The following is a 17,855-nucleotide window of genomic DNA, read 5'->3' as shown; positions in this document are numbered from 1 at the left end:
AAAAAAGAGTAGGGGAATTTCCGTACTCTCAATGAATCTATATTAGTGGTAACTGAATATCTGCTAACTCAGTCTTAAAGAACAACTTGTATACGGTAGTTTCATCTTCTAAAAATTTATTATGAGTTACATACTCTGCACTTAATGTATTTAAGTCATAATCAAAAATAAAGCACTCTTCCCCTTTTGCTACTGAAAATCCATCAATCACATCTAATATTTGTTCCTCACTATAATTATCTGTGTGCCTTAAAGGCTCTTGGGTGAAGGCATTAACGAACATTAACCTAAACATATTAAACACCTCCAAATTTGATAAATTTATAGTATCAAATTATTTTGGAAGTAACTGTGAAGTTTGTGTCATTTTTTAGAATATTATGTAAATGTTTTTTCGTGTGTGTAATGGAGTATGCTACAAGCTGATTTTTAAAAAAAGAGGGAACTCTACTTGTCTAACTCAAGTAACCTAAATATAAAATGAGTGGTCATATTAACCACCCATCAGCCAAGTTTATTTGTATATAGACTAAGCAAAAATAAAACCATACTTGTTTTGCATCTAAACTATCTCTACTTCAACAATATCCTCAAATTTTATTCTAACAATGTATCCATCTTCCTTTTCTAAATACACCATCCTAGTAAGCGAATCTAACCTATTTAATAACCCCTTGTATTCCCACTCATAGCCATCTTCCCAAGTTGTAAATAATTACCTGAGTGAACTCCATTGCTTCATGTATCTTGTTCTCAATATCCTCTAGTTCATCAACATCCAATACCTGTTTCTTATGTCTGTAGTAGTCTACATTAAAATCATTTAGCATCTTTACATGTTCATGCATAAAGAAAGCTCCTTGCCACTTCATTTTTCCACGATCTCTAATAGTCATATGTATCCCTCCTAAATAAATTATAGAACAAACGTTCCTTTTTTATATATAAAAAATGCCTATCTTCTTTAATAGACATTAACATTTTTATTGTTTTATAAGTGATGTGCTTCTCTTGGACAGATTGAACAAGGAGCTATAGTTTATTCCTATTCATATCCACCATTTTTTAACTCTCCTGATAAAATTGCTGTTTTATAAGTGGATTGTTAAATCTGTATTTTTTGTATTTTAACTACTATACTAAATCCTAATGAAATAACCCCTCTCTTTACGAGAAGGGTTTAATAATAACTACTTTACTTTCTTGACTGCTTTACTTAATTTATTGTAATAAGACTTAGATAACTTTGTTTTAACTTTATTGTTATCTACATCAACTTTGAGTGCTTTTAAAACTTCATTGGCAAACTTCTTATCTTTTTTAGCAATATCAATAAGGTACTCCGTCAAATAAGAATCCTCAGTCTTACCATAAAGTTTATTCATAACTTTTTTAGTTACTTTAACAGCATTTTTATTCGATTTTAGATCAGAATATCTTTCTGCAACAGCACTAGTAGTACCTAATACTAAGATAACCTTGGATTTAGCTAGTTGCTCTCCTTCTTTTAGCTTTGCAATACCATCTTTTAAATCTGCTTGATTTTTTAGAGAGATTGTTGCTACTTGTGAAACTGTTTTTTGCTTATCAAGAGTTCCTTTTAATTCCTCTCTTTGCTTTTTATTAACAGTAACAATAAAGGAGTCTAATTCTTTCTTTGTTGGTTCAGGTTTCTTGGTCTCTTGCTTTGGTTCTTCTTTAACTGGTTCTTCCTTTACCTGCTCAGTCGGAGTTGGGTCAACAGGACTCGGCACTGGTGTTGGACTCGGTGTTGTCGTTGGTAAAGTTCCACCAGTGTCACTGCCTGTTCCTCCATCAGTTGGTGGAGTAGTTGTGTCTCCGCCTGTAGGTGGTAAAGTTAAACTAGCGATTGCATTGTTTAATGCTTGTTGAACAGCATTAATGTCAGCATAACCTACACCTTTATGGTTTATTATAAATTCAAGTACTGTGTCAACATCTCTTGATGATAGTAAAGTGACATAACCAGTTAAATTTAACCCTAAAGCCATATCCTCAATTGCTGTTTTCATCTCAAGGTTTGTAGTAGCATTGTTTACTGCATCTAAAGCGGTTATCACTGGGTCTGTAGTTGGTGGAGTAGTTGTGTCTCCGCCTCCAGTTGTAGGTGTTACTTTAGCAATAAACATTACCCCATTTATAATTATTTTGAATCCTCCTTGGATTTGTTCTACTCCAGTAACATCCAAGTTATTTAGGTCTTTTACCACTACGGTTGAAGCTGCAACAGGTGGAAATCCTTTCAATTGTTGTACTGTTGTTGGGGCAGAAAAATCTAGTTCAAGAATTATGTCTTTCTTTACGCCATTTAGTGTTGCTACTAAACCATCTTGAAGTAGGTCTGTGTCCGCTAAAATGTGACCATTCTTATCTTCAATTGTTACTAAAAGATGTGATTGTTCTAGTTGATTTTTTAACCCACCTACTTGAGAGATTCCTAATGGAACTAGGACTTCTAGGTCTGGGTGGTCTATTGGAATTGTAGGTGTATCGTTGTCAGCCCCATCGTCAATCGAGTTTAGATATAATGTAAATATGTCAGGTTCAGACTGTCTAGGATCTACTATCTTAACTGTGATTAAGTGCTTGTCGATATCAATAACTAATTCGTCTTGAGAAGTAACATCACTACTATCAGTTAAATCTGTTATTGTGACATCATCAAATCCATACCAAGCAAGGATATTATCTTTTACATTTTTTACAGTTGTTGTTGAACCGATTTCCATTGAGAGTTCCCACACTCTAGTTGGATACTCCCAAGCTTTTTCAACTCCAATAGCATGTATTTTTCTATCAAAGATTACATCGTCAGCTACAGTTTCTTGAGTGTTAGAGATTAGTACTATACTTGCATCTAACCCATCACGTTTGTACATATCTTTAATACTCTTGACTGTCATTTTATCTCCATTATAGTAAGTCCAGTATTCAGTGAACTTTAAGTCAATATCAATTTCTGAATCACCAATTGTAACGATGACTTTGTCAGATTTTTTTATTGGTTTATCATAATCAGATTCCTCAATTAAAGTATCGGTACTATTGTATACTTTAATTGCATCCTGAGTAATTTGCTCTGCAACATTTCTATCTGTATTTACAATTTCGAGGATATGATTAACTAAATTATCGATAATCATAATCTTTTTATCGACAGAAACTTCGATAGGTGATGTCACGATGTCACTGCTGGTTTGAAATACTAAATTAAGGTCTGTTGTTCCACCTAAGAAATACATAACTGTAGCAGTGAATCCTTCTGTCACAGTTTCTTCATATAATGCCATATCACCGTTCGTATCTTTAATCATAATCCCTGGACTAATATTACCGTCTAGATAACTATCTCTAATGTACGAGTGCAATTCAGAAACTTTCATCCCTACAGTTACAGGAATATTGATATTTTTGTCACTGTAGTATTCTTTTAGGTGTGGGAATACAAAATCGATATAAATGTTTTGTCCACCTTCTAATTGAACTAAAACTGCATACCCCATTTGTACAAGAGCATCGCCATCTACAAAACTGTCATCATCAAGTCTATTGACTACAAGTGCACCACTTTGATTAAGGATATTTAATTCATCTACTTTTTGGAGTGCTTGATGTACCGTCATTCCATGCGGTGCTTTGATTGGTTGGTATGAAGGTAATGTAGAATTGTCTTCTCCACCTGTGTTACCACCCTCGTCTCCACTACTGTCACCCGTTGTCGGTGTTGGTGTAGGGGTTGGTGGTGTTGAAGGGAAGTTTAATAAAATTTGAGTATGAGAAGTTTCGTCTGCAAAATGCAGGTATAATTCCATGTCAGATCTGACCAAACCATTTGGATTAGGTTCACCACCAACACCTTGAGGGTCATATATCAATGGATAAACTGCTGTCTGACCTTTTAAGATTTGTTGAGTTACCTGTTCCTGTAATTGACTAACCGTCATTCCTTGAGTAACATTTATAGATGTTTGCATAACTCCGTTTGAATCGGTATAGTATGCCTTTTCGTCAGGGAAGATTAATTTAACTTCTACAAGTGTCATGTCAACTTGAACGGTTGCTATCATTCCTCTTCTGACTAGTGTATCTCCCCCATAAATTGCGCCTGAATCTTCATCAATCACATCTGATGTGCTAGGAATTGCGTTAGGAATTTCCTCTAATAAACCAAGAAGATTGTCTACCCTCATTCCAGATGGCACTTTTAATTCATAGTCACCATTCACAGTTTGAACTATTTGAGGTTGAACGTATGCGTGTGAAATTGTTGGTGCAGCTGTCCCCATTAGCATTGCTGTTATAGCACTTGCTGTAACTGTTTTCTGAAATGCACGTTTGAACATTGCAGAACGTCTTGCTTTTTTAACTTGAAATGATTTTGAACGATTAAAAAACATTCCTAATATCCCCTTATTAAAAATTATAAACCTGATCCTTAACCTATAATATATAGTTACTATTACCCATTTCTTTAGAACTATTAATATATTAATACCATAATTCAACAAAATCAATGGCATAATTTCCCTCATTTTATTTAATAAAACAAAAAAAGCCTACCCATGTTAGATAGACGTTAGGATATAAATTCAACAAAAGAAGGTATCCTCAACAACCTTGCTTTTGTATAGTTTCTAAATTTAACTTTACATTTAAGTTTAGGTTCTATATAGATAAACTTCTTATCTTCGTCAACAATCAAATCTTGATACTGTTGGTAAAACTTCATTCTGTCTTTCTGTGGCATAAACTCCATTACACCTACTGGCTTTATCTTTCCGTTATCCTCTGAACACAGTAATAAACCAAACTCATCTTTTCTCATACCAGAAATGACAACATTAGTGTATTTATAGTTAATGACTTTAAGCCACTCATGACTCCTTTTGCTAATAGCGTACTTTGAATCCGCTCGTTTCATAACTATACCTTCTAGCCCATTCTGCTTTACCAGACCAAAGTAGGATATAGCATTCCCTTCAATCCATTTTACTTTTGTAAGAAGTGTAGAGTCCTCAGGAATAACCTTTCCCAAAAGCTCTTTTCTATCAACCAAAGGTTTATCTGTTACTTTCCCACCTTTATGATAAAGGATATCAAATACAAAAAAGGTTATCTCATGCACTGATTTCTTCGACTTAAACCGCTCCATAACCGCTTCAAAATCTGGTTTACCTTCGTTATCTGTTACTATAATCTCCCCATCTAATACTGTTCGATCTGGAATTGGTATGTTTTGAAGTTCAGGAAACATAGCGGTTATCTCATTGTTGTGACGTGTATATATTCTTACTTTATTATTAAACTTAGTCCAGATACATCTAAACCCATCTGCTTTAAGTTCAGTTATATAATTATAATCATCAAGAGGATGATCTGATTTTTGTAGTAACATTGGTGAAATGAACATCTAATTTACCACCTCTAGTAATAGAGTAGCATGAAATAGAAATTTAATTAGGTGGTAATTGTATGTAACTATCATTAGCAATAGAAATATAATAATGACTTTTCTCATCGAATCCCTTCTATTTTTTAAGATACATAAAATATATATTATGTAACTATCAACATATTCAAATTAATACAGAAGAAGCATCGCACTTAACACTGATTCACTTATCTCATTGGATTATTAATTACTTTTAATATACAGACTCATTAGAGAGATATTTTAACTGATTACTTCAACTAACTCATACTTAACGGCTAAATCTTTACATTACTTTGATCAATCCCACTAAACATAATAAAATGAAATATTTACCAAGAGCATGCATATAATTTATCACTAAACTTATATATACAATAAGGAATGAGGTGTTTTAATGATAGAATGTGTCCATTGCAATAAATTAAATCGATTGCGAATTACAGATGATATGATGAAGAACAAAGCGATTTGTGGGAATTGTAAAAAGTCCCTATTTCCTAGTATTAAAACTAGGAGTGGGCTACTCGAAAATATCGACTTTACAAGTTCATGTTTAATAGAATATATAAATAAGGAGAAAGAAATTAAATCACTAACAACCCCAGGTAACGCCCCTTTCTTTACATTGCTGAATGTAACCTCCTACATTGCTATAGTTTATTTCTTTTTCAATTTTCACGGTAAGAAATATGAAATAGTAACATACTTTATAATCACTATATTTTTTAACTTTGTTGTACTTTTTATCATTGATAAAACATATAAGCATTTAAGGGAAAAGAAACTATTAAAGATTCATGCAAAGGATATAAAAAGAAAACGGGAGGAACTAAATATAGTTGCTAATTCCCTTCATCTCTGGAGTAAAATTCCACAAACGTATTGGAATCTTAACATTTTGAATAAATTCTATTCAGACATTAATAACCACAGAGCAGATACCTTAAAAGAATGTGTAAACCTTCTGGAGGCGGAAAAACAACTAAATGACAGAATTATTGAAATAAAAAAGGTGAATCAAAAATTAGATAATATTAATAAAGAACTTAAACATATAAGATACAACCAATATTTTGATTAGGATTTGGGAGGTTTTATTTTTGAAGTTTAATATAAAATTACTATTTATATTTTTAATTATATTTAACCTGTTAAACTATGGAACTATTGTTGAAGGAAATACTACTAAAACGGCAATTGTGAGCCTCGAAAATGGGAAACTTAATGTTAGAAATGGGGCAGGTGCAAAATATAAAATTATTGGAACTTTAAAAAATGGAACTAAAGTAAAAATATATTCCCAAACTGAAGAATGGGCAGAAATTAGGTATAAGAAAAAGACAGCATATATTAGTAATAAGTATTTGATATTTCCATTAAAGATATCTATTAAATCGGTTAGTAAAATAATTGATAATATTAATGAAATACAATATTCAGCTTTTGAAAAAGGTAATACAAAAAAAGATATCTATAAAATAATGAAACCAAACCATACTAAACCTTATATTGATAAGTTTTTCAAAGATTACTTTTATGTTATAGGCAAAGATAGAAACGGGAACAATACTTATCGAAAAAAGCCCACTGAGATTGAAAGTAATATGCTTCCACATTTTGATTGGTACTTGAGTTTGGATTATAGTTCCGCAAAAACTAAACCCAAGATTTCTTATTATGAGAAACAAGGAACCATCTATTTAACTATCTCCCAATATTTTTCCGACAGCGGAATGATAGGTAAAAGAACAAAATATGCATTTTTATATAATAAAGATTCAAATTGGATAGTTTATGATGCTTACGATAAGATCCATGGTTATTAAAAAATTTTGTATAAGAACGCCCTTCATACAGGAAGGACAATTCATTTCTTTCTTTTCAATAAAATAACTTGCTTGGGTTTGGTTAGATGGTAAACTACATCAAGAAATGATTACAAAAGCGGAATTAGTGGAAGCCTTTTATGACTACGGTACTTATAAGTATGAGAGTAAAATTCGTTCTGCTATGAGTTATGCGAAGAAGAATAATAAGGGTATGTAATAAGCCCCTCTCGGATGAGAAGGGCTACTTGATATTAGTTTTAGGATTTGTATTTGTATTTGTATTTGTATTTGTATTTGTATTACTTAGGTATTAGGATTGGACTTGCCATTACAGGGTGTGAATAATCCCAACCATCAAACTCGATAGTCAGAACATCATAATCAGCGATATCGAGCGAAACATCCACTGCATCTTCCTGTATTTCTAAATCTCCACTATTGTAGATTATGTTACCATCGGCTTTAATCGATATTTGTGATTTGTAAGGCTTGGAACCATCCTGGGCTCCTACTTTAAAGTTTAAGTATTTGTATTTTTGTTTTACTTTGAATATTATCCCCTCTGGGTCAATATAATTAACACCACTTATTCCAGTTATATACCTTTCTCCGTTTATCGTGTATCCTTTCCCTCCATTATTATAAACTACGCCACCATAATAGTTGTAATAAGGGTAGTTGGTTAATTGTATTGCACCTTTTACAGGAAATACCCCTACATATAATTGTTTTTTGCTGCTAACAAACTTATATCCATTTTCTCCTCCACCTCTTAAGGCAGGTACTACATCTTCTAACGAAACATAATTTTTCCCTTTGTATGTTAAGAATGAGGCTGATCTCTCTTTTACCCCATCAATATAGATACCACCAGAAAACGGTTTTGTTACCTTCTTGAATTCTGCGTTTTCTTTCTTCACCTTTGCTAATTCTTTCTTTAAGGTACTGATTTGTTTTTTTAAATCGGACACACTGTCACCACTTGCACTAGATGCAGTTGGGATATAGAACAACAACATAGCAATAATGCAGATAGTGAACCATGAATTTATTTGCTTTTTCAATAAATCCTTCCCCCTTATGTATTCTATTTACATTCTCACAATATTCTTATATAGGGAATTTTATTACTAAACTCACAGCATATGTAAATAAATTGGAATTTTACAATTCAAAGCATTTATTTCTAACCATTAAAATATAACTACCTTGAAGGGACTTTTTGAAGGGGGAAATAGGATGAGAAAATTCTTTTTTTTACTTTTGATTTCAATGTTATTATTTGGGATTTCTCCAAAGTTGAACGCTTTTGCTGAATCGGTGAATGACCTACCAACACTTACACTTAGTGAACCTACACCAATCTACAAATATCCATGGAGTACAAAAGAAGATACTATTATGCGTGCACAGAAAGTAAAGGTAACTCAACAAATGTATAAAATATTTATAAAAAAAGACAAAAAAATTTATGAGAAATGGCTCAAATTTCATACCTCGGAGTTACCATTAAAAGTGGAGGACTGGATGCTACAAATTCCAACTAAAAAACCTTATTTTAGCAGTCCCCAGGATAAAAAAGCAGATGGCTATATTAAGCCAGGGAATGTATTATCTTCGTACCAATGGAATCAAATAATTACCGATCGTGGATATAGGTGGATTGGTTTTGAATCAAACAAAGAGTTAGTAGCTTTTAAAACATACCAAAAAGGTATAACTTTGAAATTTAACCTCTATCTTAGTCATTCAGCCACACAGGAGTTTATTAAATTTCAAGAGAAACCGGTTAAACTATTTGATTCTGTTCTAACTGATATAATAACAAATAAATATATACGAGAAGCTTTAGCAAGCTCTATAATTGATATTATTATCGAAGCATTGGACTCAAACTCCTCATATACTCGAGATAAGGACTTAGGATATGGAATTGTAATTCCAATAAGAGTCCATCTTTACCCAATGAAACCTATAGTTTACGTTGAAGGCTACGAGTCCAGGTAACTGTAATATTAAAATTAAGCCCCTCCAAAACGGAAGGGCTTTTTGTTATACATTGAAGTCTTTAAAATACTTGGGATATTTAATAACAATCTCTTGAAAAGTACCTTTGTCTAGGATGTATTCAGGATTCCATTCGAAACACTCTGGATGTTTAATTGCGTAAAAATCATCCATGTAAACTTGTTGATCCTTCTTTAGCTGCTTTAAACAAATAGAACAGTGATGTTTCATAAACATACCTCCCTTTTTAAGAAGATATATTTGACATTTATTATTAAAAACCTTGTGACCAAATTATGAATATTAATATTAGAATATCTGTTATTTCCCCATTTTTATGGTAGAATTTTTGTAAATTAAATCTAAGGAGAATAAAATGAAAAAGTTAACTTTATCCTTAATTATCATCACTTCACTCTTATTGTTATCCATTTTTCCTGAGCAGACTGAAGCACATAGAGGAAGACTGGACAAATTAGGGGGACATTTCCGTACTGCTGATTGTGTTTATGAACTACATAAGCCTACATCTCTAGCAAAAAAAGCAAAGACTAAGAGTGAATTAGTTTCATTAATTAAGAAGTACAGTAGTAACAAATGTAAAAACACTCTAACTACAAGTAAACTTAGTCTAGAAGGATATAAACTTGGTACAGGTACAGCCCCTAAAACTGTTGTTCCTAAGGGTAAAATTGTTATTAATAAAAAGTATACTGATGTTAAGTTAGATAAATGTGTTGATGGAGATACTGCTAACTTCAAAATCAACGGTAAAGTCTATAAAACTCGCTTTTTATTCATTGATACACCAGAGAGTACAATTCAAAAAGAAGCATTTGGGAAAGAGGCTGCTAGCTATACCTGTTCTAAATTAAAGAAAGCTAAAAAGATAGTTTTAGAAACAGATGGTAAAGATGTTTATGATAAATATGATCGTTTATTAGCTTGGGTATGGATTGATGGTAAACTACATCAAGAAATGATTACTAAGGCAGGATTAGTAGAAGGTTTTTATGACTACGGAACTTATAAGTATGAGAGTAAAATTCGTTCTGCTATGAGTTATGCGAAGAAGAATAATAAGGGTATGTATAAATAGAAAAAATTATAAAAGGTTCTTCGGAAGTCAATATAATTACTTTCAATAAGAACCTTTTACTATTATTTATAATATATTAATTTGTTTTATTAGGAGTTTTAAAGGCTTATGTTACAACATAAAAATATTCTACAATGTTGATCCTAACTATTTTATCCCAATTGAATTTTAAAGAAACTGGATTTCCTGGTACTTGAAATATATTTCTACCTCATTTTCTCATCTTAAATATCACCCAAATTTAAGAATCACTTTTCTCTTTTTCCAGGTAGGATCATAATCATTATCACCATCGTTATCTTAGGGAATAATGCATTAGTATTGTAATCAGATTCCTAGTAATGCTGCTGTTTTACATAATATAGTCATTGGCAGTTTGCTTTCCTGTTGTATTACTGCTTTAGGACTGGAGAACCTGACAGATTTAATCAGTTGTAAAAGCCCTTATACAAGCACCAATATCAATATAATATTAATTACCTCTTGAATAAGCTAGTAATGGATCTGCTGGAAGATCGTGAATCCCAGAATGATTAGTATCCATGACAAATAATTTTATATTCTTCGTGAAATGCTGTAATCCATGAGCACTCCCTGTAGAAACGGTATTAATTATCTTAAAATCATTCTTAGTAGCTGCCCAACTAATCACTTTAATGTTCTTATTAAACTTACTTCTTCTTTTATAAAGATCCTGTATGGCTTTAGAGTTTATTTGAAGGTCTACTAAAGAAGGGAATGTTTCTTGTGCTGATTTTATAGCCACCCGTAAATCTCTGTTTACTATCTTAAGGGCATTTAAAAAACTAGGCAATTTTGAACCCAGAATTGGAGAATCCAACGTGATTAAGGTATCAATATCATTTCCACCAGTATCTAAGATATATTTTGTAGCAGTTAATCCACCCATACTATGAGCAATTATATCAACTTTATTTGTTCTATATGTCTTTTTCACTTCAGTTAAAACTTTTTTAACCCATTTTGCCTGGTTTGCTATGGAATCCTTATTATTTTCAAATACTACACTAACAACTAGTGGAGTTACTACTCCCCTTCCATCTTCATTTCCAGGGCCATGAATAATTGTTTTCGTCACCTTTGCAACCTTAGTCGTTTTGATACCTCCATTTTTGTTGACTAATACTTCCCCTACAGCATAGTTAATATCTTCATATGATTTCTTCATTACCTTATAAGTATCCGAACCTCCATTCAAACCATGCAACAATATTGTAGGCTTTGGATTAGAGGTGTCTACCGCATGAGTGATGGTTTGACCACTAACAAACAATACAATAGATAATAGGAATATACATAAATTTTTCATATGTTACTTCCTCTCCTTTTTACTAATTATATTTAACTAATATATTTTACCAAAATACCCCTTAAATGTAACTATTAAACACTTAAACATAACCGCTCCGTTACTTACTTTGGCATGAAGTGCATAACAATTGGCTGTATTGGTAGATATACCCAATGTGTAATATACTCCCCGATATGTTACCCCCTCTCATACTCTTTTTTTAGTCTCTTTTGTATCACGCATTAAATTAGTTTCAAAGACACAACTAAAAGAGTAGCCAATTCATGCTACTCATATAAATTTAATCATATTCACTTATTTTTACTAGTTCACTAATCATATTTTTATCACTGTCTATTAATTTAATTATGCCTATATTCTTAGCAAAATAGTAAGTTTGTAAATGTTTCACTTCATCATCTGTATGATCATAAGCGTAACATTCTACTTCGATAACATTTTTAAATGTACCTGCTTGGGTTTTAATAGTCTTATTTATAGAACTAATATGAAAAGTAAGATCAAAACTCGACCACGTTTTACCGACTTTAATAGGATATGAAATATATTTAACATCTTCTCTAGGGGCATTTATATCACCCAATCCAAAAAAAAGACCTTCTGATGTTTCTTTTGCCCATTCTGCATGAGTTTCTAGGCGTATATCTTTACCCGTCCAAAGATTATATCCATTTTTATTTTTATTACCATAACTTAATGTTACGTAATTTTTATCAATACCTAGTTTATAAACATAAGTTCTTTTAGTATCCATTAAATAACTTTCTTTTTGTTTCTTACTCGTAAACTCCAAACTCTTCGTTACTACATACGCATACTGCTTTTTATAATTGATCTTAGACCAACCACTCTTTGTTTTTTCGTATACAGTTACCTTTGTTCCTTTTTTTAACGTTCCTAGTTTCTTAGATTTAATTGATGCTTTTTCTCTAACATCCGCTGCCTTTACATTAACTGTTGCTGTCTCTTTACTTGCTGCATTGGTTGTTGTAGTTGAATAAGGTAAAAACAAGCTAATCATTAATACAAGTACTAACGTAAGTTTTAAAACAATACTTTTCTTCATAAACTATCTCCTTATTACTCTTTTGAACCATTCAATATTGGTGGTGATATCCGATTAACATCAATATAAGTAGCTCTTTTTAATTAAGTCTATTTTATCATCGTGCTGAACTTAATTGACCTTTTTCAAAGAATAAAGCTGCTTTACTACTTCACCTTTAGCATTGACTTCTTTTACTATGCCATGTCCGGGTGCATAATATCTCTTATCTCCATCTTGTTCCCTAATAATTGTACAGTTTGTAAAGACCTTTGCCTTCGTTTTTACCTTTGCATTTACACTTATTATTTTACCATCATAGTATTTTTCAGAAGAACCATACGAATATATTTTATCTCCTACTCTAGCATTTCTCTTCATGTAATGACCTCCGCCATAACCTCCACCATGAAAATATTCGGTTTTGGTTTGGGATTCCCATAATTCAATCCCATCCTTGGTAAACCAGTTATAAGACTTGTTTTCCTCATAGGAAAATCTAAAGCTTTCATAACTTTTACTATTTCCGTCGAAATACTGATATGTATATACCAATGTTCTGTCCCTTAAAAAACTCTTCGTTTCCCTTTTGGTTGCTGCTGAAGATGAAGAAGTTGTCATTTGTAATAAAACACTTAGTAGAACTACTACTGCAATGATGTTTTTAAATAAATTTTTATTCATCATTTATTCTCCTCCCTTTTACTAGTTAATAAGAACTACTTAATAATAGCAAATTATCCCATTCTTAAGTGTGTCAATTTAATAATATATCGTATAAACTCAAAATTACTCCGTCGGTGTTCCCTAAACTGCTCTAAGTTTTTGCAGTGAATAGACATACCACAATGTTGTTTTTTGCCCCCTATTTAATTTTCAGATTTGCTCTAAGCCATCAAGCCTATTAAAACAATATAATATTTTAATAAATAACGTCTTCTCTATGACGCTTATATGCATTCAAGTAAGATATGTTACTAATAGAATCAATTCAACGTCGATTCTGCTTATCATTTCATTCCTCAACCGCTATACGTTAAGATTATAGGGTAACTACCTGAAGGTCTTACACGTCTGTAGCATGCTTTAAATTAGTTTGAAAGGATATAAAAAGATATGCCTTATAGACATACCTCAATGTACTAATTATATTTATCTTTCACAAGCATAACCGTCCTTGTCACGATCCATTTTTGCATTGTATGCTGGATGGCTGTTAGGAACTCCATTTAATTAGAAAATGCAAAGAATTCCTATAGGTCTTTATATTTAGTATTTACACCATACGCTTTTTCAATAGGATACTTCACTTCGTTCTTTTCAATCTTTTTGGAAACAATATCATTTATATCTAAATTTAGTTCATTCGCTAATAACATACTGTATATAAGTATATCAGCAAGTTCATCTTTTATATTTTCAATTTTTGTTTCCACTGCTTCATTACTACTTTTCCATTGAAAATTCTCCAATAATTCACTTGCTTCAAGTGATAACGATATCGCTAAATCCTTTGGGTTATGGAATTGTTTCCAGTGACGGTTATCTCTAAATTGAATTACTTTATTCGTTAGTTCTCTTATTTCCATTATTACACCTATTTCGTTTATTATTTAAATGCCATTTAATAGAAGTTAATAAGAGTTATTATTAGAATCGTTAGGAAAACTCTCAAATTCCCTGTTTTCATTTTGCAATAATACTACTAATGACAGTAAAGTATTATTATTGATTAATTCCCTTTTGAGGTCTCTGTGTTTTATAGGAGACTAGAAAAGCACATTAATAATTAATGTGCCTTACACTTTTATCGTTTTATACTACTTTACTCTTTATTGGTCAAATAGTTTTTTTTGAAAGTACTCTTTAACTTGAGGGTTTTCAAAGTATGCAGCTGTACCATAAATCCCCCTAGTTAATAAAATATAATATACTTTCTTTATATATTCCGTTAATCTCTCATTATTTACATCTGTTCCATTAATAGGAATACCATTAGTGTCAAAGTAGTTTTTTCTATTAGCAACTAATATCTCTTCTCCATTAGTATCTGTTATAACGTCTAAATCTTTGCCAATTATAACCCCAGCGAAATCCAAATCCATACCTTGAGCTATATGGATACATCCTACCTCTTTAAATTGTAGTTCTCTCTCTGAAGTATAAGTAAGCCAATTCTTCTTTCCTAACTTATCATTAGGTGTATTCCATTTGAGATTTACTCCATATATTGCCTCCCTCCATTCAAATGCATCTGTTCCTTTAGAGATCCATTCTTTATAAAATCCACTTAATAATCTTGCATTCTTATTACTTGAATTTGTCTTTTGCTTTATATAGTCTACTAATTCGGATAAAGAATTCACAATTTTAAAATTATACCCATTACCGAATATTGAATTGTCATATTTAACATCTTCTAACTGGAGTAGATTTCTCAAACCCTTTGTATAATTCTCTGCAGAGATATTTGTAGACTGTATTCTATATTGAACTTCCAATTCTATTTCTTCGTAACCTCTAACACGTTCTTTGAATCTCTGAATATCTATATCGCTGTCTCTAATCAATTGGAATTCATCATACATTAGAATAATATTTAGACCGTATCTTTCAATGACATCTAATTCAGTTAATTCCATGTTATTCCTATCTAATACATAAGTACCCGGTAAGTAGTTATGTTTTCCTTGTGATTGTTTTAACCTATGGGCTTCATCAACAATTATCATTGAAAAATCACTTAATACAATGTGGTTATTTTTAAGGTTATTTTCAAAAGTAGCTAAGGAACCAATAAACGGTTTTTTAGAACTTGGAATTAAGTTAAATAATTCCTTATATATTTTTGACATAGAAGACTGATTAACTATTATCGCAACCTTCTTACCTAATCTTATTAATTCAATTACAGCAGTAGCAACTATAAATGTTTTACCAGTTCCTGGCTCACCTTTTATTAAAAATCGACTTTCATTACTAGTAAGTTGACCAATTTCTATTACTCTTTCAATAGATTTCTTCTGAATATCATCGAATGATTTACCAAAAGGAGAGTAATATTTTATCGGATTTTTTTCAACCTCTGTTAAATCGTTTTTAACAAAATCCTTCTCCTTCAAAAATACCCATAATTCCGGAAATAATTTCAATTCTATATCTTGAGATAATTCTTCTGCATGCGGCTGATTTATTCTTTTATTCACTAATGTCCTACCACTGATTACCTTAAACTCTGTATCAATATATTTTAATAACTTTGTTTCTAAAACCTTACCATTTCCTTTAAGAAATCGACTGTTAATTATTAATACCCTATCAAACATATTGAAAGTTATATTTCCAGCTACACTATCGTCTTCTTGAAGGTGTTCATAAAAACGACCTTTTTTACTTCCTTTAATTAAATATTGATCAGATTCACCTATGTAATATTTCTTCTTATCTGAGGTATATTGAATATACACACACGTTTTACTAGCAATTTCATCGATATACTCAGAATCTATATTTCCATTTTTTAAATCTTCAATAGAAAAATCAAAGGCATTAAAATTGTCCTTTGCAAATACTCTTTCCCTCATTTTTAATCCCCCATAATAAAATTTAATATTAATTACAAAATAGGTCTCTCCCATAGAACTAACCAACTATTTTACCTATATTGTATCTAATAAATAGTGTCATACCCCTTTTAACAGTCTACTAAGATTCCATTAAGTTTTTTTATAATCCATTATTTCTATCTTAAGTGCTAAATTCTCTCACTTATCTATAGTTTGAGGACTAATAAATTTACTGCCCACTATTAGCGTTTTTGCAACTTGTAGTTATAGCATTTAAGTATCCCATTAAATCAAAATCGGGATTAACAGGTGCAACCCTACTAATATCCTATGTAACCATCTTTCTGCCTACTAACTTTATAAATTGTTTTTAATACAGTTAGTCCCATAATCCATAAAAAGAGGAGAGAATATATCCCTCCTGAATGGACACATTATCTATCTTTAGTTTTTCTCCATTCTTTTTTCCAACCATTCTCTTCTCTCTGTTCTAAATATGTACCACAATTTTCATCTGTTTCAAATTGGTCTATACCCCTACACTCCCATTGTCTATATCCATCTTCTTCTATAATTAGTGCCATCTCTCTATTACAATTTTTACATTCCATACCTATCTACCTCCTATTCCCTTTTATGGCTAAATTATACTATAAAGATTTCTATATGTTTAGTCATAATAATTTTATAAAGCTATTTGAATTTCCACGTAATATCTTATGTTTGGTAAAAGTTTGCAACCAATATTATTAGATAAAACAAACCAATTATGTGGTTTTATTGTTAAATATAACTACTTAATAAACAATGTAGAATCTTCGACACACCTTCTGGTACTACAAAAAAAATCGAATTTAATTTAGTCGAAAAACTAAACTACATGTTTTTTTGTATTCGTTTTCTCTTAGCTCTAATTAATGTACTCTTACTAATACCTGTCATATCTTCAACTTGTTTGTAAGAATTGGTTTCTAGTAAACCTAAAGCGTGTTCAATTTGTTTCCTACTATATACATTTGGTCTACCTTCTCTAAAATCCTCACGTTGTCGAGCAACAGCTTTCCCCTCTTGAGTACGCTCAACAATCATATCTCTTTCAAACTCTGCAAATGAAAAAAATATGTTTTTAATAAGTTTACTTGCGGGTGTATTGTCCATAATTCCAATGTTAACAATATGCACCCTTATCCCTTTTTCTATTAATTCACTGACCAATTCACTTCCTTGTGTCATACTTCTTGCAAATCTATCTAATTTTGTTACTACTAACGTATCTCCTTTTTCTAGTTTAGATAATAATTCATTAAATACTGGTCTATCTATTTTTGTTCCAGTAAATTGTTCTTTATATATATCAGTCGCACCATTTTCCTTTAATTCTTTCTCTTGTTGTTCTAAACTGTTTCCGTCTAACTGGTTTTTACTGGACACCCTCGCATATCCGTAAATTGTCATGATATTCACTCTCATTTCACTTTATATTTAAGACACTAAGTTATGACACCGTTGTATACCTTGAGA

Annotated in this window: 17 protein-coding genes and 1 pseudogene; 4 read left to right on the top strand and 14 right to left on the bottom strand. The window is 31.4% G+C overall.

What is annotated here, in order from left to right:
* Nucleotides 1-37: 37 nt before the first annotated feature.
* From SM124_RS01520 to SM124_RS01505, 4 genes are all read right to left on the bottom strand, one after another.
* Nucleotides 38-295: a hypothetical protein gene (locus SM124_RS01520; RefSeq protein ID WP_322444718.1), complete on the bottom strand. Its 258-nt coding sequence runs from the start codon at nt 293-295 to the stop codon at nt 38-40.
* A 391-nt stretch (nt 296-686) separates the two neighbouring features.
* The gene (locus tag SM124_RS01515) at nt 687-896 is read right to left on the bottom strand and encodes a YolD-like family protein (protein WP_322444717.1); all 210 of its coding nucleotides are present in this window, start codon (nt 894-896) and stop codon (nt 687-689) included.
* A 294-nt stretch (nt 897-1,190) separates the two neighbouring features.
* Nucleotides 1,191-4,418: a hypothetical protein gene (locus SM124_RS01510; protein ID WP_322444716.1), complete on the bottom strand. Its 3,228-nt coding sequence runs from the start codon at nt 4,416-4,418 to the stop codon at nt 1,191-1,193.
* A 179-nt stretch (nt 4,419-4,597) separates the two neighbouring features.
* Entirely contained in the window at nt 4,598-5,431 is an 834-nt protein-coding gene (locus tag SM124_RS01505) for an ATP-dependent DNA ligase (RefSeq protein WP_322444715.1), read from the bottom strand.
* 418 nt (nt 5,432-5,849) lie between these two features.
* Between SM124_RS01505 and SM124_RS01500 the strand changes: the two genes are divergently transcribed.
* Both SM124_RS01500 and SM124_RS01495 read left to right on the top strand, forming a co-directional pair.
* Nucleotides 5,850-6,536: a hypothetical protein gene (locus SM124_RS01500; protein WP_322444714.1), complete on the top strand. Its 687-nt coding sequence runs from the start codon at nt 5,850-5,852 to the stop codon at nt 6,534-6,536.
* Between the two features lie 19 nt (nt 6,537-6,555).
* Nucleotides 6,556-7,281, top strand: a complete 726-nt coding sequence (locus SM124_RS01495) for an SH3 domain-containing protein (protein WP_322444713.1) — start codon at nt 6,556-6,558, stop codon at nt 7,279-7,281.
* A 302-nt stretch (nt 7,282-7,583) separates the two neighbouring features.
* Here the strand turns inward: SM124_RS01495 and SM124_RS01490 are convergent, their stop codons facing one another.
* Complete coding sequence (locus tag SM124_RS01490; RefSeq protein ID WP_322444712.1) at nt 7,584-8,348, bottom strand: NPCBM/NEW2 domain-containing protein; 765 nt, start codon at nt 8,346-8,348, stop codon at nt 7,584-7,586.
* Nucleotides 8,349-8,523: 175 nt separating this feature from the next.
* Between SM124_RS01490 and SM124_RS01485 the strand changes: the two genes are divergently transcribed.
* Nucleotides 8,524-9,291: a hypothetical protein gene (locus SM124_RS01485; RefSeq protein ID WP_322444711.1), complete on the top strand. Its 768-nt coding sequence runs from the start codon at nt 8,524-8,526 to the stop codon at nt 9,289-9,291.
* 45 nt (nt 9,292-9,336) lie between these two features.
* On the opposite strand, the gene SM124_RS01480 is transcribed toward SM124_RS01485, so the two are convergent.
* Nucleotides 9,337-9,522: a hypothetical protein gene (locus tag SM124_RS01480; protein WP_322444710.1), complete on the bottom strand. Its 186-nt coding sequence runs from the start codon at nt 9,520-9,522 to the stop codon at nt 9,337-9,339.
* A gap of 145 nt (nt 9,523-9,667) precedes the next feature.
* Here SM124_RS01480 and SM124_RS01475 point away from each other — a divergent pair, with 145 nt between their 5' ends.
* A complete protein-coding gene (locus tag SM124_RS01475; RefSeq protein WP_322444709.1) occupies nt 9,668-10,390 on the top strand; it encodes a thermonuclease family protein in 723 nt (240 codons plus the stop codon).
* A 472-nt stretch (nt 10,391-10,862) separates the two neighbouring features.
* Here the strand turns inward: SM124_RS01475 and SM124_RS01470 are convergent, their stop codons facing one another.
* The 8 genes and pseudogenes from SM124_RS01470 to SM124_RS01435 all read right to left on the bottom strand — a co-directional run bounded on the left by SM124_RS01470 (nt 10,863) and on the right by SM124_RS01435 (nt 17,789).
* Nucleotides 10,863-11,720 carry an alpha/beta hydrolase gene (locus SM124_RS01470; RefSeq protein ID WP_322444708.1) on the bottom strand — a complete coding sequence of 286 codons (858 nt, stop codon included), beginning with the start codon at nt 11,718-11,720 and terminating at the stop codon, nt 10,863-10,865.
* Between the two features lie 283 nt (nt 11,721-12,003).
* A complete protein-coding gene (locus tag SM124_RS01465) occupies nt 12,004-12,789 on the bottom strand; it encodes an SH3 domain-containing protein (RefSeq protein ID WP_322444707.1) in 786 nt (261 codons plus the stop codon).
* Between the two features lie 111 nt (nt 12,790-12,900).
* Complete coding sequence (locus SM124_RS01460) at nt 12,901-13,455, bottom strand: hypothetical protein (RefSeq protein WP_322444706.1); 555 nt, start codon at nt 13,453-13,455, stop codon at nt 12,901-12,903.
* A 465-nt stretch (nt 13,456-13,920) separates the two neighbouring features.
* Nucleotides 13,921-13,998, bottom strand: a pseudogene (locus tag SM124_RS01455) (excalibur calcium-binding domain-containing protein); the annotation flags it as partial.
* 23 nt (nt 13,999-14,021) lie between these two features.
* Entirely contained in the window at nt 14,022-14,357 is a 336-nt protein-coding gene (locus SM124_RS01450; RefSeq protein ID WP_407691365.1) for a nucleotide pyrophosphohydrolase, read from the bottom strand.
* A 243-nt stretch (nt 14,358-14,600) separates the two neighbouring features.
* A complete protein-coding gene (locus tag SM124_RS01445; RefSeq protein WP_322444705.1) occupies nt 14,601-16,352 on the bottom strand; it encodes a DNA/RNA helicase domain-containing protein in 1,752 nt (583 codons plus the stop codon).
* Between the two features lie 416 nt (nt 16,353-16,768).
* Nucleotides 16,769-16,945: a hypothetical protein gene (locus SM124_RS01440; RefSeq protein WP_322444704.1), complete on the bottom strand. Its 177-nt coding sequence runs from the start codon at nt 16,943-16,945 to the stop codon at nt 16,769-16,771.
* A 265-nt stretch (nt 16,946-17,210) separates the two neighbouring features.
* Nucleotides 17,211-17,789, bottom strand: a complete 579-nt coding sequence (locus SM124_RS01435) for a recombinase family protein (RefSeq protein ID WP_322444703.1) — start codon at nt 17,787-17,789, stop codon at nt 17,211-17,213.
* Nucleotides 17,790-17,855: the final 66 nt, after the last annotated feature.

The sequence above is a fragment of the Robertmurraya mangrovi genome (assembly GCF_034427655.1).
GTDB classification, from domain to species: Bacteria; Bacillota; Bacilli; order Bacillales; family Cytobacillaceae; genus Robertmurraya_A; species Robertmurraya_A mangrovi.
The sequence above is the reverse complement of the archived record's forward strand: the minus strand, read 5'-3'. Positions and strand labels throughout refer to the sequence as shown.

What these genes read in the sequence shown, in the direction of transcription:
- SM124_RS01520 (WP_322444718.1), bottom strand. Translation starts at nt 295, where the DNA reads ATGTTTAGGTTAATGTTCGTTAATGCCTTCACCCAAGAGCCTTTAAGG.
- SM124_RS01515 (WP_322444717.1), bottom strand. Translation starts at nt 896, where the DNA reads ATGACTATTAGAGATCGTGGAAAAATGAAGTGGCAAGGAGCTTTCTTT.
- SM124_RS01510 (WP_322444716.1), bottom strand. Translation starts at nt 4,418, where the DNA reads ATGTTTTTTAATCGTTCAAAATCATTTCAAGTTAAAAAAGCAAGACGT.
- SM124_RS01505 (WP_322444715.1), bottom strand. Translation starts at nt 5,431, where the DNA reads ATGTTCATTTCACCAATGTTACTACAAAAATCAGATCATCCTCTTGAT.
- SM124_RS01500 (WP_322444714.1), top strand. Translation starts at nt 5,850, where the DNA reads ATGATAGAATGTGTCCATTGCAATAAATTAAATCGATTGCGAATTACA.
- SM124_RS01485 (WP_322444711.1), top strand. Translation starts at nt 8,524, where the DNA reads ATGAGAAAATTCTTTTTTTTACTTTTGATTTCAATGTTATTATTTGGG.
- SM124_RS01480 (WP_322444710.1), bottom strand. Translation starts at nt 9,522, where the DNA reads ATGAAACATCACTGTTCTATTTGTTTAAAGCAGCTAAAGAAGGATCAA.
- SM124_RS01475 (WP_322444709.1), top strand. Translation starts at nt 9,668, where the DNA reads ATGAAAAAGTTAACTTTATCCTTAATTATCATCACTTCACTCTTATTG.
- SM124_RS01470 (WP_322444708.1), bottom strand. Translation starts at nt 11,720, where the DNA reads ATGAAAAATTTATGTATATTCCTATTATCTATTGTATTGTTTGTTAGT.
- SM124_RS01465 (WP_322444707.1), bottom strand. Translation starts at nt 12,789, where the DNA reads ATGAAGAAAAGTATTGTTTTAAAACTTACGTTAGTACTTGTATTAATG.
- SM124_RS01460 (WP_322444706.1), bottom strand. Translation starts at nt 13,455, where the DNA reads ATGATGAATAAAAATTTATTTAAAAACATCATTGCAGTAGTAGTTCTA.
- SM124_RS01450 (WP_407691365.1), bottom strand. Translation starts at nt 14,357, where the DNA reads ATGGAAATAAGAGAACTAACGAATAAAGTAATTCAATTTAGAGATAAC.
- SM124_RS01445 (WP_322444705.1), bottom strand. Translation starts at nt 16,352, where the DNA reads ATGAGGGAAAGAGTATTTGCAAAGGACAATTTTAATGCCTTTGATTTT.
- SM124_RS01440 (WP_322444704.1), bottom strand. Translation starts at nt 16,945, where the DNA reads ATGGAATGTAAAAATTGTAATAGAGAGATGGCACTAATTATAGAAGAA.
- SM124_RS01435 (WP_322444703.1), bottom strand. Translation starts at nt 17,789, where the DNA reads ATGACAATTTACGGATATGCGAGGGTGTCCAGTAAAAACCAGTTAGAC.